This window comes from Leptolyngbya sp. CALU 1928 (genome assembly GCF_056784215.1).
Map to the genome: position 1 here is coordinate 26,357 of NZ_JBXBCE010000004.1, position 24,114 is coordinate 50,470.

27 protein-coding genes and 1 pseudogene are annotated in these 24,114 nt (G+C 48.1%); 6 read left to right on the top strand and 22 right to left on the bottom strand.

The genetic code is table 11. From position 1 onward, the window contains the following. Nucleotides 1-153: 153 nt before the first annotated feature. Both AC1S5B_RS19685 and AC1S5B_RS19690 read right to left on the bottom strand, forming a co-directional pair. The gene (locus tag AC1S5B_RS19685) at nucleotides 154-1,017 is read right to left on the bottom strand and encodes a DUF1206 domain-containing protein (protein WP_482037393.1); all 864 of its coding nucleotides are present in this window, start codon (nucleotides 1,015-1,017) and stop codon (nucleotides 154-156) included. A 251-nt stretch (nucleotides 1,018-1,268) separates the two neighbouring features. Then, complete coding sequence (locus tag AC1S5B_RS19690) at nucleotides 1,269-1,448, bottom strand: hypothetical protein (protein WP_482037394.1); 180 nt, start codon at nucleotides 1,446-1,448, stop codon at nucleotides 1,269-1,271. Nucleotides 1,449-1,697: 249 nt separating this feature from the next. Here AC1S5B_RS19690 and AC1S5B_RS19695 point away from each other — a divergent pair, with 249 nt between their 5' ends. The 4 genes from AC1S5B_RS19695 to AC1S5B_RS19710 all read left to right on the top strand — a co-directional run bounded on the left by AC1S5B_RS19695 (nucleotide 1,698) and on the right by AC1S5B_RS19710 (nucleotide 5,540). Continuing rightward, complete coding sequence (locus tag AC1S5B_RS19695; RefSeq protein ID WP_482037395.1) at nucleotides 1,698-1,931, top strand: helix-turn-helix domain-containing protein; 234 nt, start codon at nucleotides 1,698-1,700, stop codon at nucleotides 1,929-1,931. Beyond that, nucleotides 1,928-3,673 (top strand): ATP-binding protein, encoded by a 1,746-nt coding sequence (locus tag AC1S5B_RS19700; protein WP_482037396.1) that lies wholly within the window; start codon nucleotides 1,928-1,930, stop codon nucleotides 3,671-3,673. Before AC1S5B_RS19695 ends, AC1S5B_RS19700 begins: the two co-directional genes overlap by 4 nt. A gap of 317 nt (nucleotides 3,674-3,990) precedes the next feature. Then, entirely contained in the window at nucleotides 3,991-5,127 is a 1,137-nt protein-coding gene (locus AC1S5B_RS19705) for a hypothetical protein (RefSeq protein WP_482037397.1), read from the top strand. Continuing rightward, nucleotides 5,127-5,540 (top strand): hypothetical protein, encoded by a 414-nt coding sequence (locus AC1S5B_RS19710; protein ID WP_482037398.1) that lies wholly within the window; start codon nucleotides 5,127-5,129, stop codon nucleotides 5,538-5,540. The genes AC1S5B_RS19705 and AC1S5B_RS19710 overlap by 1 nt, the downstream gene beginning before the upstream one ends. Nucleotides 5,541-5,926: 386 nt before the next feature. Here AC1S5B_RS19710 and AC1S5B_RS19715 read toward each other — a convergent pair whose 3' ends face one another. From AC1S5B_RS19715 to AC1S5B_RS19745, 7 genes and pseudogenes are all read right to left on the bottom strand, one after another. Continuing rightward, a complete protein-coding gene (locus tag AC1S5B_RS19715; protein WP_482037399.1) occupies nucleotides 5,927-6,235 on the bottom strand; it encodes a carbon dioxide-concentrating mechanism protein CcmK in 309 nt (102 codons plus the stop codon). Nucleotides 6,236-6,378: 143 nt separating this feature from the next. After that, a complete protein-coding gene (gene hemE, locus AC1S5B_RS19720; protein WP_482037400.1) occupies nucleotides 6,379-7,458 on the bottom strand; it encodes a uroporphyrinogen decarboxylase in 1,080 nt (359 codons plus the stop codon). Nucleotides 7,459-7,478: 20 nt separating this feature from the next. Further along, nucleotides 7,479-7,799 (bottom strand): ArsR/SmtB family transcription factor, encoded by a 321-nt coding sequence (locus AC1S5B_RS19725; RefSeq protein WP_482037401.1) that lies wholly within the window; start codon nucleotides 7,797-7,799, stop codon nucleotides 7,479-7,481. Between the two features lie 181 nt (nucleotides 7,800-7,980). Then, a pseudogene (locus AC1S5B_RS19730) lies at nucleotides 7,981-9,195 on the bottom strand (ISNCY family transposase); the annotation flags it as partial. A gap of 425 nt (nucleotides 9,196-9,620) precedes the next feature. Continuing rightward, nucleotides 9,621-10,457, bottom strand: a complete 837-nt coding sequence (locus AC1S5B_RS19735) for a ComEC/Rec2 family competence protein (RefSeq protein ID WP_482037402.1) — start codon at nucleotides 10,455-10,457, stop codon at nucleotides 9,621-9,623. A gap of 29 nt (nucleotides 10,458-10,486) precedes the next feature. Next, nucleotides 10,487-11,374: a ComEC/Rec2 family competence protein gene (locus AC1S5B_RS19740; protein ID WP_482037403.1), complete on the bottom strand. Its 888-nt coding sequence runs from the start codon at nucleotides 11,372-11,374 to the stop codon at nucleotides 10,487-10,489. Nucleotides 11,375-11,398: 24 nt separating this feature from the next. Further along, nucleotides 11,399-11,614, bottom strand: a complete 216-nt coding sequence (locus tag AC1S5B_RS19745; protein ID WP_482037404.1) for a hypothetical protein — start codon at nucleotides 11,612-11,614, stop codon at nucleotides 11,399-11,401. A gap of 196 nt (nucleotides 11,615-11,810) precedes the next feature. Here AC1S5B_RS19745 and AC1S5B_RS19750 point away from each other — a divergent pair, with 196 nt between their 5' ends. After that, nucleotides 11,811-12,131, top strand: coding sequence for an ArsR/SmtB family transcription factor (locus tag AC1S5B_RS19750; RefSeq protein ID WP_482037405.1), 321 nt, complete (start codon nucleotides 11,811-11,813; stop codon nucleotides 12,129-12,131). Nucleotides 12,132-12,223: 92 nt separating this feature from the next. After that, complete coding sequence (locus AC1S5B_RS19755) at nucleotides 12,224-13,861, top strand: SulP family inorganic anion transporter (RefSeq protein ID WP_482037406.1); 1,638 nt, start codon at nucleotides 12,224-12,226, stop codon at nucleotides 13,859-13,861. 210 nt (nucleotides 13,862-14,071) lie between these two features. Here AC1S5B_RS19755 and AC1S5B_RS19760 read toward each other — a convergent pair whose 3' ends face one another. The 13 genes from AC1S5B_RS19760 to AC1S5B_RS19820 all read right to left on the bottom strand — a co-directional run bounded on the left by AC1S5B_RS19760 (nucleotide 14,072) and on the right by AC1S5B_RS19820 (nucleotide 23,932). Continuing rightward, on the bottom strand, nucleotides 14,072-14,833 hold the full coding sequence (locus tag AC1S5B_RS19760; protein WP_482037407.1) for a DUF6920 family protein: 762 nt from the start codon (nucleotides 14,831-14,833) through the stop codon (nucleotides 14,072-14,074). A 25-nt stretch (nucleotides 14,834-14,858) separates the two neighbouring features. Then, nucleotides 14,859-15,188: a hypothetical protein gene (locus AC1S5B_RS19765; protein WP_482037408.1), complete on the bottom strand. Its 330-nt coding sequence runs from the start codon at nucleotides 15,186-15,188 to the stop codon at nucleotides 14,859-14,861. A 6-nt stretch (nucleotides 15,189-15,194) separates the two neighbouring features. Continuing rightward, nucleotides 15,195-16,385 (bottom strand): serine hydrolase domain-containing protein, encoded by a 1,191-nt coding sequence (locus AC1S5B_RS19770; protein ID WP_482037409.1) that lies wholly within the window; start codon nucleotides 16,383-16,385, stop codon nucleotides 15,195-15,197. A gap of 68 nt (nucleotides 16,386-16,453) precedes the next feature. Further along, on the bottom strand, nucleotides 16,454-17,797 hold the full coding sequence (locus AC1S5B_RS19775) for an alpha/beta fold hydrolase (RefSeq protein WP_482037410.1): 1,344 nt from the start codon (nucleotides 17,795-17,797) through the stop codon (nucleotides 16,454-16,456). A gap of 14 nt (nucleotides 17,798-17,811) precedes the next feature. After that, complete coding sequence (locus AC1S5B_RS19780) at nucleotides 17,812-18,708, bottom strand: DUF8173 domain-containing protein (protein ID WP_482037411.1); 897 nt, start codon at nucleotides 18,706-18,708, stop codon at nucleotides 17,812-17,814. A gap of 165 nt (nucleotides 18,709-18,873) precedes the next feature. Beyond that, the gene (locus tag AC1S5B_RS19785; RefSeq protein WP_482037412.1) at nucleotides 18,874-19,530 is read right to left on the bottom strand and encodes a DUF998 domain-containing protein; all 657 of its coding nucleotides are present in this window, start codon (nucleotides 19,528-19,530) and stop codon (nucleotides 18,874-18,876) included. Nucleotides 19,531-19,596: 66 nt separating this feature from the next. Next, nucleotides 19,597-20,712, bottom strand: a complete 1,116-nt coding sequence (locus AC1S5B_RS19790; protein ID WP_482037413.1) for an Acg family FMN-binding oxidoreductase — start codon at nucleotides 20,710-20,712, stop codon at nucleotides 19,597-19,599. Nucleotides 20,713-20,745: 33 nt separating this feature from the next. Further along, a complete protein-coding gene (locus tag AC1S5B_RS19795; RefSeq protein ID WP_482037414.1) occupies nucleotides 20,746-21,048 on the bottom strand; it encodes a hypothetical protein in 303 nt (100 codons plus the stop codon). A gap of 109 nt (nucleotides 21,049-21,157) precedes the next feature. Next, nucleotides 21,158-21,802 carry a DUF305 domain-containing protein gene (locus AC1S5B_RS19800; protein WP_482037415.1) on the bottom strand — a complete coding sequence of 215 codons (645 nt, stop codon included), beginning with the start codon at nucleotides 21,800-21,802 and terminating at the stop codon, nucleotides 21,158-21,160. Between the two features lie 32 nt (nucleotides 21,803-21,834). Beyond that, nucleotides 21,835-22,188 carry a DUF5335 family protein gene (locus tag AC1S5B_RS19805; RefSeq protein ID WP_482037416.1) on the bottom strand — a complete coding sequence of 118 codons (354 nt, stop codon included), beginning with the start codon at nucleotides 22,186-22,188 and terminating at the stop codon, nucleotides 21,835-21,837. Between the two features lie 72 nt (nucleotides 22,189-22,260). After that, on the bottom strand, nucleotides 22,261-22,944 hold the full coding sequence (locus tag AC1S5B_RS19810) for a BON domain-containing protein (protein ID WP_482037417.1): 684 nt from the start codon (nucleotides 22,942-22,944) through the stop codon (nucleotides 22,261-22,263). A 166-nt stretch (nucleotides 22,945-23,110) separates the two neighbouring features. After that, nucleotides 23,111-23,581: a pyridoxamine 5'-phosphate oxidase family protein gene (locus AC1S5B_RS19815; protein ID WP_482037418.1), complete on the bottom strand. Its 471-nt coding sequence runs from the start codon at nucleotides 23,579-23,581 to the stop codon at nucleotides 23,111-23,113. Between the two features lie 159 nt (nucleotides 23,582-23,740). Beyond that, a complete protein-coding gene (locus AC1S5B_RS19820; RefSeq protein ID WP_482037419.1) occupies nucleotides 23,741-23,932 on the bottom strand; it encodes a DUF1816 domain-containing protein in 192 nt (63 codons plus the stop codon). Nucleotides 23,933-24,114 lie beyond the last annotated feature (182 nt).

A 24,114-nucleotide genomic window follows, 5' to 3' on the forward strand; every position in this document is an offset into this window, starting at 1 on the left:
ACACTCTCTTACGGGCTACCCCTTCATCCTCAATGCACTATCTGTCATTCACACCATTTAAATTGGTATGACATTGTTTTAGAGTTCTTCATTATTTCCAATAATGTCTTATGAATTAGCCCAGGTTGAAAAGGGGGCATGTGACCTAAAGCCTTAACTTTTGGCAGTTCCAATATATCGATAGCGCGCCTGCACAATGTAGTAAATACCATAAGCAATCAGCCCGATCGCCACAACACCTAAAACCCACGTCCCATAAGGTTGTTGCTCAAGTGCTTCTAGGGCACCTCCCAGACCTTTCGTTTGATTAGGGTTAGACTGCCGTGCTGCCTGAATAAAGAAAAAGCCAATGACTACAAAAACGACTCCTCTTGCTGTCAAGCCAAGCCTACCCAGATAAGTCGTCCAAGTCTGTTCAGCATCGCTCATTTCATTCAGCTTCAGTTTCTGCCGAAACTTTGCTTTGTAAGCTTCATAAAACTGGTAAAAGCCAAGCCCAATCACCAGCGCACCGATTGTCCCGACCAACCATTGCCCAAAGGGTTGAGCAAGCAGGCGAGCCGTCCAATCTCGTGAGGCATTGCTGCTACCACCACTAGAACCCAAAACGATTTGCACTGCGGTTAGCGCCAAACTGGCATAAATCAATCCGTTCATTGCATAGCTACAGCGCTGAAGCAGCCCTTTGACATCGTTGCCCTTGTGATCCGGGTCAGCGATCGCCTCAACCAAGCGCCAAAGGGCATACCCCAACAACCCGATCGCCACTAGACTCAGCAAAACTTGCCCAAAGGGCTGAGTGACAATCGTTTGTAGCGCACCTTGGGTATCGGTTTTTTTGCCACCTGGCCCCACTGCTGCCTGTGCTGCCAATAAGCCAACCAGCGTATAAACAATTCCTTTAGCTGCAAAGCCTAAGCGGGCAAGTTGTTCTACCCGAGGGTTAGCCGCTGCCTGTTTCGCTACTCGTTCTGCTTGATTCCCGGCACTTCCAGTGGATGAATTCCGCCCTTTCATGACTGTTATATTCCCCGTTGTGAGTGTGCAGTGTTGATGCAATCAAGCTTTGCTAAGCGTGCTAGAAGCTTAGTATGCCAGGGTAAGATTACCATCCTCGTCCTTCTTAGGTAAGAGGTAATGGATTGCAATATCGTCCAAGATTGCTAAACATTCTGGATGACTCACCTTCTGAAAGAAACCCTAACTCTCGGTACGGCATAGTTCCTTCTCCTAGCTTGATCCTTGCCTGGTTCTACATTGGGTTAATTCTACGATCGCTCACTGGCACACTGTTTTGCTATTCGTGCAGGAAACATCATGACCGCTTTCGCGCTCACACCCTTAGATGAAAATGGTAACGCCACAATAGCGGGTGAAGGGGTCGCATTGGAACTAGTGTCCTGAGCCTGAGCAGGAGACTGACCGCGCCCGTTTTTGGAACACTCCACTGTGCATCTCGCAAATTGTGAGACAGCACGCAAAGCAGGATCTATCATCGCAACCACGGGTGAACCAGCAAATGCTTCATGGAGGGCAAGTCGATGCAAGTAACCCATGTTCGATGTGCTGGAGTTGCTGGTGGTTACGAACTAGCCAACCAAGGCGTGTTCTGTTGTTGTTTCAGTCAACACTCCGGTAGAATCTGAAGTACACACAGACGGTAAACCACCGTGATACCTCCGACAATCCCAGAGATAATGAGTTTGCCGAGTGAACGAGCGCGACAAAAACTTGCTCAGTCCTACGCGCAGTTGATGGGCGCAACGGGCATTGACCGAGCGGTCTGGAGTCGCTACTTCACCGGCAAGCGATCGCCCACCCTCCGGCAGTGCCAACAGGCAGCCAAGGCATTAGAGTTAAGCGTGATCGACTTTGTAGCGGCTCTGCTAGAACGAGTAGCCGCCGCAACCGTGGGAGACTCAGACCAATGACAAACTTTTGGAGCCAACTTTCCATCGGTACAAACTCATTTGTCCCCCATGGACACTGCTACCTGTGGCAAACCAACCTGGTGAGCCTGCACGTGATCTCGGATGCGCTGATTGCTCTGGCTTACTACTCCATTCCCATTACCCTGGTCTATTTGGTGCGGAAGCGGCAAGACCTGCCGTTTGAATGGGTTTTTCTGCTGTTTGGAGCCTTCATCGTGTCTTGTGGCACCACCCATGTGCTGGATATTTGGACGCTGTGGTATCCAACCTACTGGTTATCGGGTGGGGTGAAAGCTTTCACAGCCCTAGTTTCTGTGATCGCAGCGGCTCAACTGTTCCCCCTCATGCCCCAAGTCCTAGCTTTACCCAGCCCGGCTCAACTGGAACGCAGCAATCTGGACTTGCAGTCCCAGATCACCGAGCGGTTGCGAGTGGAGGCAGAACTGAAGGTCTACCAAACGCTATTAGAAAATCTGGTGGCAGAACGCACTCAAGAACTGACCCAAGCTAACCAAGCGCTGCGACAAGAGATCATTGAGCGTAAGCAGGTGGAAGGAGAACGAAAACGGTTACTCGCCAGAGAGCAAGCGGCTCGGTCCGAAGCCGAGCAAGCCAACCAAATCAAAGATGAGTTTTTAGCCGTTCTCTCCCACGAACTGCGAACCCCCATGAACCCCATTTTGGGTTGGTCAAAACTGCTGCTTGGCGGCAAGCTGGATGCCGCTAAAAGCCAAGACGCGGTGGCGACGATCGTGCGTAACGCCAAGCTACAGGTGCAATTGATCGATGATTTGCTGGATATTTCCCGAATTTTAAGCGGCAAACTCAGTCTCAATGTCAGTCCGGTTGACCTGAACGCCAGTATCCCTGCGGCGCTGGAAACCCTGAAACTGGCAGCAGAGGCAAAATCACTACAGATTCAGACGACTCTTTTGTCCACGCCCGTTTGGATCAAGGGGGATGATGCTCGCTTACAACAGGTGATCTGGAATCTCTTGTCCAATGCGATCAAATTCACCCCAATCGGAGGACGGGTTGAGGTGGAGCTAACCCAAACGGTGACTCACGCTCAAATCCAGGTGAGGGATACAGGTAAAGGAATTCATCCAGAGTTTCTACCCTATGTCTATGATCACTTTCGTCAGGAAAATGGAGCCATCACCCGTCAGTTTGGCGGGCTAGGGCTGGGATTGGCGATCGTGCGGCGGATTGTGGAACTGCATGGCGGCACGGTGGGGGCGGAGAGTTCTGGAGAGTTTCAGGGCGCAACCTTCACAGTGCAGTTTCCCCGTGCGGCTGGGGAGGGTACGCGCTCCTTCGGGGCTGGCGGTTCCAAACCTGCGGTCAATCTAAACGGTATGCAAGTCCTGGTTGTGGAGGATGATGCAGACTCTCGTCACTTCGTGGTCTTTGTTCTGGAGCAAGCCGGGGCGATCGTCACGGCAGTCACATCGGGTAGAGAAGCCCTTAATGCGGTGGCTCAAGCCGTCCCCGATGTGATCGTCAGCGACATTGGAATGCCAGAGATGGATGGTTATCAACTGGTGCGTGAAATTCGGCAAATGCTTAAGCAGGGAGGGAAAAAGGTGTCTATGATCGCGCTGAGTGGTCATGCCGGAGAGTTCAATCAACAGCAGGCACTAGAAGCGGGATTTCAACAACATTTTTCTAAACCTGCTGACTCAGACCTGTTAGTTCAGGCAATTGCTGACCAGCATCGGTTGATGCAACCATTGACGTAAGAGGTCAGGCAACCGATCGCCCAATTGAGCCATTTGCTCTGATAGTTCATCGGGAACTTCAATCGTGATTGGTGCCATCCCCACCTCTTCAATCCGCTGAATGTACTCATATTGTTCATATTACTCAATCCGACCAGGCTCAGTTATAGCAGCGGACAAAAAATGGTCGTTAAGGCTGAAAGGCTCATGAATTAAAGCTTTCAGCGATTACTTTGCTTGAGTACTTGTTGGCTTGAACTGTCCCATCTTTAGCCAAAAATGGGACAGTTCAAGTCATAAGCAACGGTTTTACGCCATTACAGGCTTCTCAGCAGTGGTTGACCAGACCTCGTAAATGGGACAGTTTACTCCAACCGCTCACTAACGACCAGAATTTTTCCGCTGCTATAACTGAGCCTGACAGTACTCCCCAGCCATTGGCACTCAGACCAGAAATCGTCAGCCATATTTCCAAGGCTCAAGCGGACGCTCAGATGAGCGAGTACGACGAACCGTTACGGAGTGCCTTCGTTGAAGATTCTGACGGAATTCTTTATGCGGTGGGTGATTTTGCGGCAGATTTAGCCGGTAGGCAGTTTCACCAATTATCGAAATGGGATAACCTCGCACCGCGCCTTTTGGCAATTATAGGACTAATCTACTCCGAGCTTTCGGGGGGCTTAGGCTTCAGACGAGAAACCTTTGCAATCTCTATTGGAGTTATGCTGCCGCGAGACGAAATTAATCCTCCCGATCGCGATCAACGTCTAGAGGCAATTAAGCAATCTGCGAAACGATTCAAGTTTCGCAATCGCACCATTGAGTGTGATTTGAAATTAAAAATCGCAACCGAAGGATCGGGTTTATTTGCCGCCCACGCAGCTTATCTACAATCCATTGGACAAAATCTGAGAGAGATCGATATTCCAGTGATCATGGGGGGCGAACGCAACACCAGTCTCTTGGTCTTTCGCTCTGGGAAATTAAACCCTACTCTTTCCTCTTCCGATGGAGATGGCTTCTACCGATTTGCCGATCAAATTAGAAAGCAGGTGGGTGGTAATGTCAGTCTGGATGAAATCATTCGGGCGATCGCCCAGCGCCGCGATCGCATCCGAGTCACAGGTGGCGGATTCATCGACCTAAAACCCCATTTGCCTTCCGTGATGGAAAATTATGCCAACTCACTTAAAAGCTATCTTCGAGCAAAGCTGCCTGCTGGAGATATCAATGTGGTGTGTGGTGGTGGGGCAATGTCACTGGTTTGGTTTCAGGTTGAACAGTGGTTTAAGGAGCAAGAGATTCCAGGAGTTTTTCTGGGAGCCATATCAGAAGATTTAAAGGCAATTTTTGCGGGTCGCTCTGACCTGGAAGTTCTCAATTCTGTCCGGTTCGCCGATGCGCTAGGACTCTATCTATCTTTAGCCCAACGCACTCGGCAGCAAGAAGTCGCTGCAAGTGGAGGTCGTTGGTAATGAGTCAATCAGAGCAAAACCCTCGGATTTGGTTTCGCTCCTACGTCGGTCGCAAGACTCAGGCAGGAGAAGTTTACCAATATCTCCTAGAAAATCCCATCTGGAATGCGATAGCCGGAAAGGATATGGCTGCCAGCGCTCTGACTGCCTTTTTTCTTCCCTATGCCCGTCAGGGACACCAGAGTTCAGCGCAAGATAAAGCAACGGCTCGATTTGCGATCGATGTCCTCCAGCGGCAAATTGCTAAAATTCAGGCTGATTTTGAGATTGATGTGCCCATTCCCCCTGCACCAATTTCTCCTCTGCCAATTCAGCCCGAAGCCCATTTAGAAGAGGTTCCTCAATCAAAGGCTACCAGTAAAAAGACAGTTCCCGAAGCGTTCTACGGAGCCTATGATTTGTTTGAATCCTGACCCAATCAGAATCAAGCAGACTCAATTTTGACAGAGCAATCCTATCGATTAGGTTTTCATTTTTTAACTCACCTGAGTTCGGGTTTAGCTGAAGACTAAGATCCATACTGTAACTAGCTTGACCAAGTAACCAGTCAGTCAGCTTTTCTCAATAAGATCTGTTACTGTAATTATTTGCAACTGTGGGCATTGGGCAAATGTAAGATACCTCTGGGAACTAATCCATACTGCTGCTTAGGTAGTTGCCGTTTCCGTCGAAGCCGCATGGTCATTTATGTTTGGAGATTAGGTATGGAAATTCAAAAAGAGTTAAAGCTTGGACAAGCCAGAATTTAGAATTCAGCTTTGCATTCTCAAGTCAGTTATGGAATTTAACAGCTGATGTTCTACACTCTAAAGCGACTAACTGCCTCGGTGTAGCGAATAGGTAAGACGTATTCCAAGTTTTCACTAGGGCGAGCAATGATATGGGTGGACAACACTTCCCCGCCGTTGACTCGCTTAACAGAGGCAATGCCAGCAGTTAAGGAAGCCTGGACTGCGGAAACATCACCCCGAATAATCACTGTGACACGACCATTACCAATTTTTTCATAGCCAACCAAGGTGACATGAGCCGCTTTAACCATAGCATCGGCAGCTTCGACTACAGCAGGGAAACCATGAGTTTCCAGCATTCCAACAGCAAGTGACATGAACATTCTCCTATTTGGTTTTCTTTTTGTTGATGGATAAGCAGGTGATAGCTGTTGCTGATCAAATTTGAAGCGAAGCCTGCTTTATGGTGATCGACAAGTTGCTGTATGCTTCAAAGTTCCCCGTTTGTTACGTTGAGTATTCAATTCTGGAGAGAAGCTTTTCTAACAGTCTCAAAAAAGAATGCGACGTTTTCCTCTGGTGTGGTGTGTAAAATGCCTTGACCTAGGTTCATAATGTGTCCTTTCGTTCCAGCTTTGCGGATGACCTCCAGAGTGCGCTGTGCGATGAAATCTTCAGTTCCCAAGAGTACACAAGGATCAAGATTGCCTTGAATGACAATTTCTCCTAACTGTTCACGGGCATGGGCCATATCGATCGCCCAATCGACATGAATAATATCGACCCCAGATTGGAGCATCAGATGCAAGACGCTAGCACTGTCATGGACGCACAGAGCCAGGGGGACATGGGGGTAAGTTGCTTTAATTTGCTGAACGACTTGTTGTTGGTAGGGCAGGGCGAACGTTTCGTAATCTTGAGGCGTTAGGCGACCTGCCCAGGAATCGAAGATTTGAATCACCTGTGCGCCACAATCAATTTGGTACTTGGCATAGGTGGCGATCTCCTCTGTCAGTGTCTTTAACAACTGATGCAGCAGCGCAGGCTCCCGGAATGCCATGCTTTTGATCAAGCTGTAATCGACCGAATTTTTTCCTTCTACGGCATAGGTTGCCAGTGTCCAGGGAGCACCCACAAAACCTAAAACGGTTGCCTGTCCTTCCACCTCTTGGCGCAGAGTGCTTAGAATTTGGCGAACAAACGGTAATGTGGCATCAGGCTCCAGCGGTGTTAGAGCATCGACCTGAGTTTGAGAACGAATCGGCTGTCGGAGGATGGGTCCCTGGCTTTCAATAATCTCGAAGGAAATGCCGATCCCAGGTAAAGGCGTAAGGATATCAGAGAACAGAATCACTCCATCCGGCTTGAAGGCATGGAAGGGTTGGAGGGAAATTTCCACTGCCAAATCAGGCGTTTCAGAGCGTTCCTGAAAGGAGGGATATTTCTGACGTAGATTGCGATAGGCTTTCAGGTAACGTCCCGCCTGCCGTATGATCCAGACTGGCGGACGTTCGACGGTTTCATTGCGAGCTGCCCGTAATAAACGATCGCCCTTATTGATGATTCGGGAACTGCGATCGAGAGAGGATATCAAGGTCATACAATTTAATTCGATGGGTGTTATTCCAGTTTTTCTAGGGCATCTCGCACATCAACCAGATGGTTGTTAAATACCTCCAAAGCGGCATCCAAAATCTTAAAAATGGCAGGGTCGCGAATCGAGTAGAACACAAAGTTCCCTTGCTTACGGCTAGTAAGCAGGTTCCGGCTCCGCAATACGGCTAACTGCTGGGATATGGACGAGGGTTCTACTTCCAGCCACTCTGCAATATCGTTCACGCTGCGTTCTCCTATTCGCAGAGCATCAAGGATCTGAATCCGCACCGGGTTCGACAACACCTTGAACAGATCGGCTTTAAAATGGCTGGCTTTAAAGGGCATTGGAGTATCTGACTATTTGTAGAGTTTTTCAGTTAAATTAACACTGTGCTGTTTGTATACACAAGGAATGGGATGCAGCAATTCCAAATTCAAAAATTTAAGAGGAATCAGTGATAGGAGAGGGGTCTGCATCGGAGAGCATAAAGTCAATTAGATGCTGCCAACTATTGAATAGCAAATACTTAGTCAGGCTGAGGATGTCTTGAAAGAAACCCTTGCGAGTGCCCCGTTGGTGGCGAATTTTCTGATAAGACGTGTCCACTAGATGAAGCACTGTATGGAACAGGAAAGCCAGGAGATTGAGCGTGAGCAAAAAGTTGGCTAAATGCTGTTGCCCATGCCCAAAGTTGTGTTCGAGATGGTACCCCTTGGTTTTGAGGACATTGTGATTTTCGTTTTCGGTCTTCCACCGACTTCTACCAGCAGCGACCACTGAGGCAACGGTGGTATGACCCAAGCGATGGTGGGTGATGAAGGCATTGTGGTAGAGCACCTGAGCGTCGTGTTCCCGGGTAACGACCAGTTCGCACCAATTGACCAGCAAGGCGGGTTGAGTGTCCCGAATCGGCACGAGATTGGCATAGCGGTAGTGATAAATCGCTGGAGTGCGCTGGTGGCATTGCCGGATTTCTAGGGTCTCGAGCGCCCCCAAAACCTCAAGCACGTGCAAGCGCTCGTACAGGGCAGGGTGAGAGTCGGGTAGAGCGGTAAAAATGAAGTTTATGCCAAGCTCTATACACTGCTGAACCATCGGTTGACGACTATAGAGGTCATCCCCAAGCAGCGTTATTGGGTGTTGGGCAAATTGCCCCGCATGGGTCTGCATCCAGCGTTTAGCCGCCACCACTTCGCAGTCTTGTTTCACAGACCCATCTTGCGGACTGATAAATTCGGGGGCTAAGGCAATCACCTGCGACTGACCAGGAGCGACAATCACGGGTAGAATCGCGCTATGAAAATAGGTCACACGCCCATTTTTATGCGTTCGAGTTGAACACTGCTGACACTGAATTTTCTGCGAACTGAAATATTGCGTCCCGTCTAAGGTGACTAACAAATGCCCTCCCAAGCAGTGGTATGCCTGCAAGTATCCCCCTTGCCTCAAACCTCGATACACCTGCTCAAACACACCCGTTAGGACAGGTGCAGCCAGGTGATCCAAAATATTGCGGATTTGCGGTGTACTCGGAATTTGAGCTAACCCAAACAATGTTTGAGCGTTATCCTTGCCCTGCCGACTCTGCATTTGCCGTTGGTGCTCCAGGAAAGACTCGCACTGCATGAAAAACACGCTAAACGCTGCCAAGATTGCGTCACTCACGCTGTAGCGGGTGCCGTTACTCGCTTGCCTTGGGTCTTCAATCCGACTGATGGCTTGATGCAGATAGCCTAACAACACCCCAAAACTTAAAGGCAATGATTCCATCACCGTGCTCCCACGAGGTGTTTCCTTATCCTCCAGTCTGATTCAGCGAGTTGTCAAAGTTTTGAATTTGGAATTGCTGAATGGGATGAGTTAAACCGGAGGCTTTAGCGTATCGAGTTCCTGGCTGATACGCTCGATGAAATCCTGCTACTGCTTCAAATGATTGGCATCTGGTTGCGGGCGAAGTTGCAACTTTCGGGTTCAGTCCGGAGCAGCCTTGATTCATAAATATCAAGCGTTTACTCTGGGATTTAGTGTATTCAACGCGGTTGCTTCAGCTTGGCAGCAACGACTCGCAACAACTCATGGGGATGTCCTCAACCACCAGAATTGTTTTCATACGTTACTTTTTCATACATTACTGGTAGTCAAAATCACTTGGTTAGGCGAAAGCTCTAGTGCTGATAGGCTTTCTGTTGAGTTTGCACCTGTCGCAGCCGATCCAAACATTTTGAAATCGTGATCGTTCCATCATCGTAGGTCGTCAGCAGTTTTTGATCACAAACGCTGTCTGAACAGCCCTTGGCATGTTTCCGATACTGATTTAGCATGTCTGGCGAAACTCGCTGGTTTGATTCATTGGAGATGATAATGATTTCAGGTCTACAGTAATCAAACACTTCAGGACAATAGCTTTCTTTTCGCCCGTGATTCGCTGCGACAAACATATTGACATGCCGCAGATGATTGCAGAAATCGTCATCTTTGAGCAGTGCCCGCCACCCTTCCACTTCTAAGTCGCCGGGGAAAACAATTTTGATATCTCGATAGGATACAAACGTGACTAAGCTGAGGTTGTGAGCATCCTGAAAGTCTGATTGATTGTTCCAGAAAAAAGAGAAATCGATCCCATGAATTTTCATGGATTGACTGACTTTGGGACAGCGCGAATTCTGATCTGTGGTTAAGACATTGCTAAACCGTTGATTCGCTAGATCTAATTCGTGAAACTGCTGGGCGGCTAGGGAGGGATTTGCCACTAAGAAATGAACGGCTAGCCCGTCGATTAGCGTTTGTCTCAGGAAACTAGAGAGACCTGCTAGATGTTCTTCACCGTAAGCAGGAACAATCACGCAGTCTAGAGAGGTACAGCGCTGTTGTGAGAGGTACCGCGAAGGATTGAACCCGCTGCGAGTACTGTAACCAAAGTCAATCAGAATGGTGTGATGATCGTGTGTATTAAGAGCCGCACAGAACCCTTCGTCAACGTCAAAAATCTTGATATCTAACATCTTTATTACTCCAAATGAAATAGCTTGTGTTATGAATTACCTGAAGTTCTAGCTTCTGTCTGATAGACATCAGCCGATTGCAACTGATAGGTCCTCGATCGCTCAGTCATCACCTGTACAGAATTTTTTGATGACTGGTGAATCGTAATCATTCCAGCATTCCGAGTTGTCAGCAGTCTGGGTTGCCCTGATTTCTGACTCCGCTGTAAGTGGCGTTCATACTGACGGATTGCACTGGGAGAAACCTGATGACGATCGTGATTAGCGAGGATGATTAAATTAGGATTGCAATAATCAAATACCTCTGGGCAGTAGCCATTGACTTGCCCATAATTAGAGGCGACTAGCACATTGACTTGGCGAAGCTGTTCACGAAATTTAGAATTCTGTAATAGAGTGCGCCAACCTTCTGCTTTCAGATTTCCAGGAAAGAGAATGTTGACTCCTTTAGAAGACAGAAACGTGACTAGGCTGAGATTAGAGAAATCCAGGAACTCTGGATAGGTGTTCCAGAAGCAGGAAAGTTCTACATCGCCTAGCTGAACAGTGCGCTCCACAGAACTACAGTGCTGACAGGCATCATTTAAGAACTTGAGTGAACTGATTGTCTGGAAATTCCGCACAACCAGTTCAGGTAAACTGGAGTGATCGATTGATGGATTTACCAGCAAATGATCAATGGTGAAGCAGTTACTCAAAGAATGCCCAATCAGATCGTAAAAACCTGCCAAACTACCCTCGGTGAAAGTGGGCATGATGAGATAGTTGAGGCGACGGATGGAATTGCCAAACAAGTAGCGTATCGGAAAAAAGCCACTGCGAGAGTGGTAGCCACAATCAACCAGAATCTGATCATCACCACTTTGAATTGCTGCACAGAAGCCATGATCGACATCGAAAATTCTAATGTTTAGCATCGTTATCCATCCCTAGTGTGCTTTTTAGGGCAGTCCAAAATCAAAGATCACGTCGTAAGTGGTGCCCGGAGACATTTTTGCTAAAAACTGCAAGTGCGCTTCAGCCTCAGTTCGAGAACTAAACTGAGCAATCACAGTGTTTTGTGCATTGGAGTGGCGACGGACAACACACCAGAAGGGGGGTGAGAGTGGCGCATGATCTGACTCATTGCGTTCAATTCGAGCAGTGTCAATATGCATCTTTGACCCAGTGCGGAAAAAGCTATGGACATTAAAAGGCTAATGCCCATAGGTGATGGCAATTGCAGCCGCAAGGAAGAAACTTCCTCATTGGTTGTTGCTTGCCACACCTTAGCATGAGCGCTAGTCTATATGCAAGACTTTGAAGATTGCTAGGTATAGAGATATGTAGTTACAAAGATTTATGGATCTTAATGTGCCCTTTAAACCGAGTTATTTCAAGACAGAACTCTTCAAAGTGCTGTCCAGTCCGATACGAATTCAGATTTTGGATACGCTGCGATGCGGAGAGAACAGTGTCAATGCCATTGCGGAATGGCTAGAGGTGGAAGCATCTTCCATTTCTAGGCAATTGGCAATCTTGCGACGCTACAACCTGGTGATTAGCCGTCGGCAAAGCACGCAGGTGTTTTACTCAGTGCGCGATCCGGATCTCTTTAAGTTACTGGATGCGGCATTAGAAGTCTTCAACCATCACCTAATTGAGATTCGTAATAGCTTGGAACAACTGGAATGAAAGCGGTAAGTCTAATTTGATGTTGAAAGGAAGGAGGTTCTTTGAACCCAATGAGAGTCATAAATAAGTTCAGCGGTGATCTGCAAGGTTGGATGAGCCATTCGGTTGCTCATTGGCGAGGTGACTTAACAGGGGGATTAACCGCTGCTGTAGTTGCCCTTCCCCTTGCTCTGGCGTTTGCAGTTGCGAGTGGAGTAGACCCGAAAGCAGGGCTTTATACTGCGATCGTGGCTGGAATTATCGCTGCTGTTTTCGGTGGATCTCCCGTCCAGATTACGGGTCCCACTGGAGCAATGGCGGTGATCCTGGTGGGCATTGTCGCCAAGTATGACATTGAGAAGGTGTGGATTGCTGGGGTGATGGCAGGCATCATCCAGATTGCTCTGGGGGTTGCCAAACTGGGTCAATTAGTGAAATTCATTCCCTATCCCGTGACCGCAGGCTTCACCAATGGCATTGCGGTGATTATTTTTTGCGGACAGTTGAACAACTTTTTTGGGCTGCAACTCCCCCGTAGCGAACATTTTCTGCCCGGATTGTGGCAGACCGTGACGCATCTAGAAGGGTTGAATTGGGCGGCGGTTGGCTTGGCAACGGTCGTGATTGTCATTAAGCTTTTTTGGGCGCGGATTACCACCACCATACCGGGTTCCCTGGTGGGTTTGGTTTTAGCAACGGCGATCGCTTCTTTCTTTCATCTCAATGTTCCCACTATCGGTGTGATTCCTCAATCTTTACCGTTGCCTCAGTCGATTCCCCATTGGAATGATTTTGGGCTGATTCGAGAACTGATTAATCCAGCCTTAGCGTTGGCGGCATTGGGCAGTATCGAATCGTTGCTGTCGACAGTGGTCGCAGACGGCATGACAGTGAGTGAAAAGCACAACAGCAATCGCGAGTTGATCGGTCAAGGGTTAGCCAATATGATAGTGCCCTTCTTTGGTGGTATTCCAGCAACCGGGGCGATCGCGCGCACCGCTGTGAATGTGCGATCGGGTGGCAAAACTCGACTATCTGGCGTGATTCATGGAGTTGCCCTCGCGGTGATTGTGCTTACATTAGCACCCTTAGCAGCTCAAGTGCCTCTGGCAGCGCTGGCTGGCATTTTGATGGTGACGAGTGTGCGGATGATTGAGTGGGAAGCGATCGGGCTATTACTGAGAGCAACCTACTCTGATTTTGCAGTCATGATGCTCACCTGGACAGTCACTATTTTCTTTGATTTGGTATTGGCAGTGGAAGTGGGGCTGATTGCAGCCGGAGCATTGTTTATTAAGCGTATGAGTGATTTGGGACTGGGCAAAGTACCTGAAACCGAAGCATTTCCGCCTGGTGTGCCTCTGGAGTTGAGTAAGCAAATTGCCGTCTATCGGGTGGATGGTCCTGTGTTCTTTGGAGCGGCTGAACGCTTCGTCACCTTCTTGCGGGATGAACCTGAAGTGAAGTATCTCGTTCTGCGATTGCGGTTTGTACCCAACATGGATACGACAGGACTCGTTGCGCTGGAAGATATCTACCGCGACCTGAAGCGACACGATTGCCGCCTACTCCTCAGTGGCTTGCAACCTGAAGTTGAAAAGCTGCTAGAGCGCAGTGGCTTGCTTGACAAAATCGGACGAGAAAACTGCTTTGAAACCACAGATGCGGCTATCTATGCGTTAAACCCTGATTTAGAAGCCTGCAAGCGAGGATTGGCTTCAAGTTTGCGATCGGAAGAATTAGTTGCCTAAGTTCTCTCAAGCCTGAAGGAGGGACGGTATGTCAACAGCCAAGGTAACCCTGTTAACTCTGGAATAAGAAGCCGTGATTCGGGTATATCAGACCAAGTGGCGTGAAGGTCGTACAGCTTGTGAGCTGAGTCTTAATCTCAAAGTGGACTATACCTTTTTGAGGGGTTGTGCAAATAACCCCACGTATCTTGGCTCAACCCCATATTAGGTCTATCGATAAATTGCATCATTAATCGTGGCTCGAAAGAACTCGCCCTCCGACTCAAACCGATCGCTGCCAAAGTACCATCCCACCCGCAACTGGGTGGGAATGGTGTAGCCCCCGAAGGTGTCCTCTGCTTCGACAATTGCCCCAAAGTCCACATAGCGGAACTCAGCACCGTCTGGACTGCCCCAGCGGGGTAGCTTGAAAGTCTTGAGACAACCCGTTTGATCAAGGGTGAAATCGAGTTCGGCTCTCTCGCCTTGCACTACAAAACTGGGATGCAAGCTGGAGTCTAGAGGCAATGAATCTGAACTTGCCCATGAAACGCCATCGCCACAGAATACAGACGGTAACCAGAGTGACTCTGATTGGAGGCGACCAATAGCTGATCGCGTTATGTCCGAACCACCCGCCGTCATGACAGGGAATAATCCTAAAAGCTTCCACTGCATTGCACCGATGCCGTCGATGATGCGGTCTGATCCAACAATTGGCAAGAAGCTATTCATCCAGGCGGTAGCACTCCAAATCAGCCCATGCTCCCAGCAAATGACTTGCTCTGCTTTGAAGGGAATCCACTTTTTCAGTTTGATTTCGCCATGCATCTTCAAGCGCACCGCAGAAGCGAACTGTGTTCCAGGTGCGATCGCATGTTCGAGATACCGTCTGGCGGCTTCTGGCAAGTGAGTGAAGTCATCTAAGTGAAATACACGATCCTGCGATGTGGCTGAATTCCATAGCGTATTCAGAGAAACTTGTTTGGTCATTACTGCCTCTAGTGTTTTGACATTTCTAATTCAAGATTTGATAGAGGGTGATGATGAAAGCAATCGCGACGATAGCTGTGTAGATTAACTTCGTGTGCTTGGCTAGCCAACTGGGAAGATAAATATCAAAGTTATCTTTTGGGGAATTTGAGTATTTTCGGGCAAGCAGATTTAATGGGCAGTGGGATTTAAAGGTTAAGAGGATCAGCCCCTCTAAAAATACAAATCCATACCCAATCCAGAGCCAGAGATCGAGTTTATTGGCGATCGCGGCATACAGCATATAGGAAATCACAACATTGAAGAATATCCAGATCAACGTGTGAATGCTTTTAATCAGCGTCAACTTAGTCACGCTTGTTTACCTCTCCCCAAAAACCATCTTGGCAAGCTGAACACCAATCGTTCCAGAATTTACATCTTCCCGATTGCCCAAGACGATGATGACAACCTTGTCGTTGGGGTAGCGAGTAATAGAGCTGCTGAAGCCTTGAACGCCGCCAACGTGACTAGCCACTGGGCGATCGCCTTCCTTGCCAATACCCCAACCATAGCCATAACCAAAGCCGCCGAAAGAAGTGAACATCTGGTCTCGCAGGCTTTTCGGAATCAGTTTATCTGTATACAATGCCTGATCCCAACGGTAGAGGTCTTCCACGGTAGAGTACAATCCCCCAGCAGCGTAGGGAATAGACATATCAACGAAATCAGCTACGTTTGTCTGATCACGATAGCCAACAGCGAGATCACCATTATTGTGGTCGTAGCCCGAATTTACCATCTGCAACGGAACAAAGATATGCTCCTTTAGGAATGCCTCATAACTTTTACCGGATGCCTGCTCGATGATGGCACCGAGCAGAATGTAGCCAGAGTTGCTGTAGCTAAATTTTTTCCCTGGCTGGAAATCTAACGGTTTGTTTTTGAACCGGGCGATTGTTTCAGTGGGCGATGACGGCAATGCCATCGTGGATGGGTAATCTGGAAGGCGGGCAAAATCTGGGATGCCAGAGGTATGAGTCAAGAGTTGATGAATCGTGATCTTCTGCCATGGGTTAGGACAGGCTGAAAGGTAAGTGCAGATGCGATCGTGAACATTGAGTTTGCCCTGTGCCTGCAAGATGAGGATCGCCATTGCTGTGAACTGCTTCGTCAGCGAGCCAAGGCGGAATTTTGTTTGCGCCGTGTTCACCCAGTGCTTTTTGCGATCTGCCTCACCGTACCCCTTGCTAAGAATAACTTTGCCGTTTCGGGCAATCAGCACTGACCCGCTAAAGAGTCTCGCTTTCTCCAGTTTGCTCAGGTACATGTCAGCTTGGAAACCGATGTCCGGGAGAGCTACCGTGGCAGTTACAGAAGTTGGATCAGGATGTGTACTAGTCACTGTCGTAGCGACTGTGGCAGTTGTCATCTGAGGTGTTTGCATGGGTGGACTCACCACTGTCGCCGATGCAGTGGGCAGCCCTATGCCCCCAGAGAGGAGATAGGCTAGACCCACAAAGGCTCGGATAGGGGAATGTTTCGCCCACTGACGAAGTTGAATTTGAAGCATAAGCTTTTTCCAATCAGAGTTTTCGATTGAATCACTGCCGCATTGAATCTCTGTTGAATCACAAAACCTCATGGTGTGGCTGGAATATACGCCAGAACCTTATTAACCATCACATTGATGAATTTGGCTGACTCATTCATCCAAGGACCGTGACCTGAATGTTCAAACCAAATCAATTCTTTGTGGGGCGCAGTCAGGAGCTTAAAATACTCCTCGGTCAGCTTCGGCGACGTGGTGCCATCGTGGCGACCCATCAAAAAGTAGACAGGCACTTTGAGGCGCGTTGCTTGCTTGCGAAAGTCCACACCCCACAATTGCGGGAAGACAACGCCGACTGTTTCCAGTTCCCCTCGAGACAAATTCACCTTGTCGTACAATCCGTACTCGGAACTCGTCAGCAGGTCAAACAAGATGTTGGACTTCGGTTTGGCGATCGCAAGATTCTGATGCTCATTCTTATACTTGTTCAGGTCATTGAGGTAGGTCAGCAGCTTCGGCAAGACATCGTTGCCGTAATAGGGCGGTGCTCCCTGCTGCTTAAGTTTTGCCCCTTGCTGCTGGTCTCCACGTTCCTGTGCCAAACGCAGCGCCAAATCATAGCGGATCAGCTCGTTCTCCAGAAACGCCACCACTTGACCCGTGCCGATAAACGCATGAAACAGTTCTGGGTAACGTTGCACCACCATAATGCCCAGGGCGCTGCCCCACGACTGTCCCGATAGATAGATTTTTTCTTTGCCAAAGCGTTGGCGCAGGTGCAAGACTAAGGCGTGGGCATCGCTGATGTAGCGATCGGGGGTTAACTTGGCATGGTCGATCGCATGGAACGATTTGCCTGCCCCCGGTTGATCCCAGTTGACGACAACAAAGCGATCTTCCAGCCCAGCGAGGGCGCGCTGCTCCAGTACGAGCTGGCTACCACCGGGACCGCCCGCCAGAAAAAGCAGCACTGGATTGCGCGCATCCTTGCCGCGAATTGTGATCCATTCCTCGGAGCCGCCAAGTTTCACTGTTTCCAGTACGGCGATGCTGTTGGGTATGGGTTTGCCGTTGGCATCAAGAATGGGCGGTGTAGACGCGAATACTTGTGAGGCGAAAATGGCAAGGAGGGCGATCGCCACAAACCCGGCAAGCTTGGCAAGGATCACACGCACGGTAAAGCCAAGCCGAAACACCGCCACCAGTAGTGCCACCTCTGCCATTGCAAATAGAATCTGAATCGATGGGGGGACAGTGGTGCTAATCGGCAGCAATGCGACGGGCAGAATCGCCAGAACAATCAAGATGAACACCAGAATCCGCAGCGATGTCAGCGCGATCGCGTAGCCTCTCTGGAGAATCGCCCTCACGATTTTCAGTCTGGATCGCTGATTCAACTTCAGATCTGGGTTGCGGATCATCATGATAAACATTGATGCTGCCCTGCTCACTCGGTAACCATTTCAGTTTTTTCTGTACCAAATTTCCACAGCAAGATGACACCCAAGCCGAACAAATTGACTAGAAAAACGACTAACCCTCCGAAAAATGGAATCAGGGTCAGAACGGTCAGGATTGCCAAACCCACTAAGAACTGCTGCTGTAACGACCAATTATCAGTACTGATTAGGCGTTGACCAACAAAAAGTGCCACGCCTAATGACCCGATTAGAGAGGTGACAATCACAGTCAGACTCAGGAGTGGAATCAGCGGAATACCGATGAGCGTAATCGCCAAAAACACACTGACAAAGACAGTGGCGATAGTGGCTCCGATCCCCCAGAGAGCAGTCAAACCAAGGTGTTGACGCAATTTTTTCGCCAAGCTTGGCAGAAAATGTGGGCTGGTATACAAAATAATCAGTCCAAGAATAGCAGCTACTACAGCGGCACTGATTCTAAAAATGGCACTGAGGAAATATTGAGTGAAGAAGCTACTTCGACTTCGTTGGCTTAGCCTCTCTTCTGGAGAATTGGAGCCATACATCATGCCATGGCGATCGCTGAATGTAGCGCGTTCACCACTGACAGTCGCACCCGGTTCCTGTACAATTTTGCCGCCAAAGGAGTAAGCATCACCCTCTACTCGCGCTCCTTTTTTCAGGATGACATCTCCGCCAAACGTGATCGCAGTGTCCACAACTTTGGCGTTAGGGGAAACCGTAACACTCCCGCCAAACGCAAGGGCATTTTCGACCACTTGATTCTCTGGTACGGTTATGCTGCCACTAAAGCGAATGAGGTTAGCATTATTGATATTGATATCGGTCTGCGCCAGGGCATTGCCTGCAAAGATCATGCAAACGGTGGTTATAAAAGCTAGAACTAATTGGTGCCATTTCATAGATTTCATCCTCGTAAACGGCAAGAATAACGACTATTCCTCATAACATTGAAAAAAGATGAGGAAGCTGTGAGAAAGGTATAAATGAGATAACCGATGATAAATTCCCAACCATTTCCGTATCAATCAACGAATCGGTATAGTGAAACCGCGACGGATAATGCTTCAAATAACCCGTTCTTCCTGATAGGAAATCTTCTCTTCATCATTGGTCATCAGGTTTTTGGTTCTTGTATTCATCAAATAACCGCCGAAGCCTGTTATCCATAGCACAATCGGATAAACAAGCCATCTTTCTGTGCCGCCCAAGCCAATAAAAGGAACAATCATATTGGGGACAAACACAACAGCACACCATGTTGTTAGTGAAATGGCTCCAAAGATAATGCCGATAAATCTAAATGGAGCAGAAACGACTTTAAAGGACGTAATAGCTGATACTCCACCCGCTATAAACACAAGCAAAGAGAACATCCCATGATACGGAACTTTATCACCAGCAAAGAATCCAATGCCCACTAAACCCAAACTAAACAGACTAAGCGGAATAGTGAAAAGTAGTTTTTTGAAATATCGATGCTGAAACAATGTTGCCGTCAAAGCCATCAAGCCAGATGAAAACATAGTGATATTAAAAATGCTGGAAGATGGCTGATAGATTAAGCTGTTGGGCGGTTTTGTTGCACCCAGATCACTGATTTCGCTGTTAAAAGTTGTGTAGCCAGATGCCGATGGGTAAAACACTTCAGCAGTGATGATGCCCATTAAAGCAATTGAACCAGCAAGAAAGAGTAATAGACCAGAAAGTTTTAGTTTGTTCATGACAGATTGTTTTGATTAATTTGTTGAGAGCCTCACAACAAGAGAAAATTTATCTTTAGGCGGTTTTCATGAACGAATAAATCGGTCAATGGGTCGCCTAAGTGAAACGGGTTCAGGATAATTTTTTAAATAGCCTGTACGCAAGATAAATTGAATACTTTCATTGATCCCGATCGCTTGATTTAGCTGTTGCTTAGTTGAAGCTTCTTCCAATATTTGGGTCATCGGATGGATGGCAATGCCTTTTTCTCTCACTTTCAGAAAAAGTCGTTGCATTCGTCTACCCGTTTCCAGCAATGTCGCCACCGAAGTATCCTTGCTGGTAATCAGAATCCAACCTGCCGATGCCGATACTTCCTGTTTAACGGTATCAATGCCTCGCTCTCTAAAATCATTTTTCATCACATTGTCTTTGCCGTAAAAATTCCGCACTACCCAGCCAGAAATCCCTTCTATTTCCATGCTTGCTGTTGTCAACCCATCACGATATTGATCAGCATCCTGACTGGAGAATCTGATCCAGTCGGCTAACTCTTGCTGTGCTGGGTCGCGGTAGGATTGCAAGCGGTTGGCTTCAATGGTTTGTTCATTGATCCATTGACTCTCTTTGCTGGTGACAGGCAAATAATGGATAAATTCTGGTTCTGCATTAACCAGATGGTTAAGATCGTCTTTTTTTAGCACATCACTTGCAAAACTAGCCCGAACAGTACGACGGTTTTGAATTTTGGTGATATCAAACGCATTTTTCGACGCTTCTTTAATGAGTTTGACTTCCATGACTCGCTCATCTTGATTGGTCGCAGCGAGTAAAGTCCAATCGCAGATATAGCCAAAAGAGTTGGCGGCATAATCCAGGTTTTGCAGGAACGCGCCGAGCGACAGCATTGTTTCTCGCTGCGTCGGGTCAACGGCAGGCAACCATTTACGGCGATCGTTGCAGATGATCCAGTGATACGGTTCAAGTAATTGCACAAACCACGGCTGTGTGTTGTGACCGCTCGGCGCGAGTGAAGCAAGCAACAAAATCTCTTTTTCGTCTGGTTTGAGTTTGGTGCTGCTAGTGTCGGTTGGTTTAAGATCTGCTCTGACCAGATTGGTTCGATCGCTCAACCAATAAGCGGTTGCCCCAGTGGCAACCGCTGTCCCACTCACAATGCTGATAAATTTTTTCCGTTTCATAATCCGCAACCTTTAAGCTCAAACGTTAAAAAGCTATGCTAAAGAAGATGAGAACAGCATGGAAAGCGCAAAGCTCCCGATAAAGGTCAAGGTAGATCCGTTGGTATCCTGAGTTTGGTGTGCTTCCGGCAGAATTTCTTCCACGATCGTCGTGATTAAGGTGCCTGTTGTAAAGGCAAGCGCAATCAGTTTGGGAAGATCCGCTTGTCCGCGCAAGCCCCAGTAGCCCAATGTAGTACCCAACCAAAGGGGGCTGATCAACGCAGCCAGTAATAAAAAGCGTTCGGTTCGCGGCAGCTTTTGCTCGCACTCAACGAGTGAGTGAATCAATGCCATTTACCTTCAAGCGGTGGTTTAGACATCACTGGCTCCTTCACCAAAGGTATTCTGTTGCTTATCCAGGTTTTGAACTTGAAGAGCGCTGATTCTGCTGGACAAGCTTAGATTACCGATTCCAGGCTTGTTGCCATTCTTGCATCTGTGCAATTTCAGCGTTCTGAGATTTGATGATTGACTGCGCCAAAGTACGAATCTCTGGACGAGCAGCACGTCCCAATGCCATCTGAGCCATCATCACTGCCATTTGATGATGGGGAATCATTTGCCGCACAAATTCCTTGTCAAAGTCTGGGGCTTGCTTGAGCGCATTGAGGTCGGTTGCCGTACTCATCATGCCCTGACCCTGACCCATCATGCCTGCACCCGCGCCTTGTCCTTGGTTATGGTGGTTTTCCATCATGCCCATGTCAGTCATTGAATGTGCAGGCACTGCTTTGCCGTACCACTGTTTGTACCAGGTACGCATCGCTTGAATTTCACGATTTTGGTCTTTTTTAATCGCTTCAGCAAGTTGCTTCACTTCGGGGCGTTTGGCACGACTTAGCACAAGGTCAGCCATGACGATCGCATCCCGGTGATGCGGGATCATCATCTCGATAAAATGCTGATCAACTCGGACCGATCTGAATTGTTGAGGCTTTTCTGATGTTGGTAATGCTTGACCCTGGCTGTTATTGCCAAGAATAAAGCCGAAAATAGTGCTACTACTAAGTAGCCCAACCAAGCCATAAATCAAAAACTTCTTATGCATAAATTCACCTTCTATGAGTCTGTTGTTCGCGCTCAACTGGCTTCCAGCTTGACCAACGTTTTTGTTCCAGCAGCATCCGTGATCCAAAGCGCTATCACCTGACCCACTTCGTTCTGTCCCGTTAAAACTTCAGTGGGTGAATCAATTGTGTGGGCATAGGTCACTTCCTCTTTACCCACTTCAATCACCAGATCATTACCTTTGCCGGGGCGATCGTAAACCATTGCCATCAAAGGGGCGTTCTGAATCAGTTCTTCATCACCGAGTTCTGCACTGATACTTTCGATCGCAATATGCCGCCCCCGATTCCCATCAGAAAACTGATCAAAGAACTCGCCCCAGCGCTCACGCGACACAGATTTGTTGATATCAATTTTACTTGCCATAAGACTCCTTGTAAAAAACTGGTAAAAAAGCTGAATACTGAAATAGTCACGTTGAAAGCAGCAAATCTAGCGCTACTCGGCGAAACTAAGCCACCTCACTATCAGATGATTCTCCACTGAAGACACTCCCGGCGCAGCCCAAGCGACTCGTTCGGCTTCCTCTCGCTCAGTATGGTTCCGAACTTCGCCACGGAGCACCACTTTGTTTTCGAGAATCTCCACTTTGATTTTGTTGGCATCCACTACAGCATTGCGTTTGAACGCCGATGTAATGTCCGTTTCGACTCCTATTGCCGTCAGTTTAGTTTTGATCGAGATCAGATTAGATACCCCTTTGACCCCTGGCAAGTGTTGCACAACCTGTTCAGCAAAGTTCATTTGATACCACCATTCCACCTCACCGCTTAGCGTAATCCAGGCTTCACGGACGGTTACCTCAACGGCTCCTGTTGGAATGATCATGGAGCTGTTGATTTGATGGGCAGCAGCGGCGGCGATGTCTCCGTCTGTGCGGTGCAGTGAACCCGGCAGTTTGACTTCGATGTCGTCCGCGATCGCTTTTACCCCAGAAACCCGTTTAACCGCCTGCACAGCTACCCGTTTCTCGCCGTAGCTGGTAGCGTAGCCGCTGAGTGTCACCGTTCCATCTTTCACCAAGACACCGATCTCTGTGACCTCTACGCTTGGCTCATATTTAAGTTCAGAAAGCACATCATTCTGTAGTTCCACATCAGTTTTATCAATAGTATTTTTCATGTTTTTGTCCGTTAGTTGTTATTTGAAAGCCTCGCTTTTGGCGATCTGCACATGCAGAAATGATTTGCAACCCGTGCGATCGCTTCGGCTCAGCTTGCAAGCCTGACGGATTTTTTTGAAGTGGAATATTCGCTATCGCTGTTGATTCAAAGCCCTATACAGCGACTTAAACGCTCTCCTCCGGTTCGGACTGACTGCTGACTCCATCAGTTGTGCGTCCGCTCATCTCACTCGGATGGAGGCGATAGATTGCCACGACCTCTGCGCGTCCCCATGAGTCAGTCCAAGTGCGATTGATTGCAGGCGAAAGGGTAGGATTACGCTCTTGGATGAATTGCCTAGCATGGTCAATATCTGGCTGCTCGGTGAGGCGATCGGCTCGACCATTTACAATGACGCTGCGCCAATGAGGCGGATCGTGAATATCTTCAACTTGTAGACAAATTTCTGGACTCGCGTCGATGTCATGAGTCTTCATCCCCTCGGTTGTAAACAAGTAAATATCCGCATTTTCGAGGTAATAACGCATTGGCATCACGCACGGTTTACCTTGGTGGATGAAGCCAAGATGACCGTATCCTACTTGGTGTAGCAGTTCGTATATTTCTTTTGAACTCATTTCATCAATATCTAACATGCTCATTCTCCTAAAGATTCAGTCGATTGATAGTCTTGATAAAAAGGTGATGAACTCCGGTACAAAACCTAAAATTCGGCTTGAAGTAGCGCTGGAGCGATCGCTCACTTAACCAGCATTAAAGATTTATTGAGTGCTTTTTATTGAAAACTTGTGAGGCTAACGCTGCTTGAGCAGGGCAACAATGTCTCTCGCTTCCTTGTAATACAAAGCATCAACATGAGCGCCTCTAGAAAGCTTTGCCTCTTCTTGACTATTGAAAGGACCCAGGTGATAAGTTTGCGGGGGGCCAGAGGTATTGACTTCTACCCACCAAGATACTGTTGGTTGATGCAGTGAAAATGAATTCATTAGAGATACCTGTAGTGTGTTAAACCTGACTTAGAGATCGCATTGGAAAGACTTTTGTTGAGGAAGGAATGTAAGCAAGACCTTTCTACTTGTCCAGCTTTTGGTTTGAGAACTGGCATTTCTTGCCGACAACTTTGACAAAACCAGTGGATAGATTCACCCTGGATGTGTCGGAGGAGTTT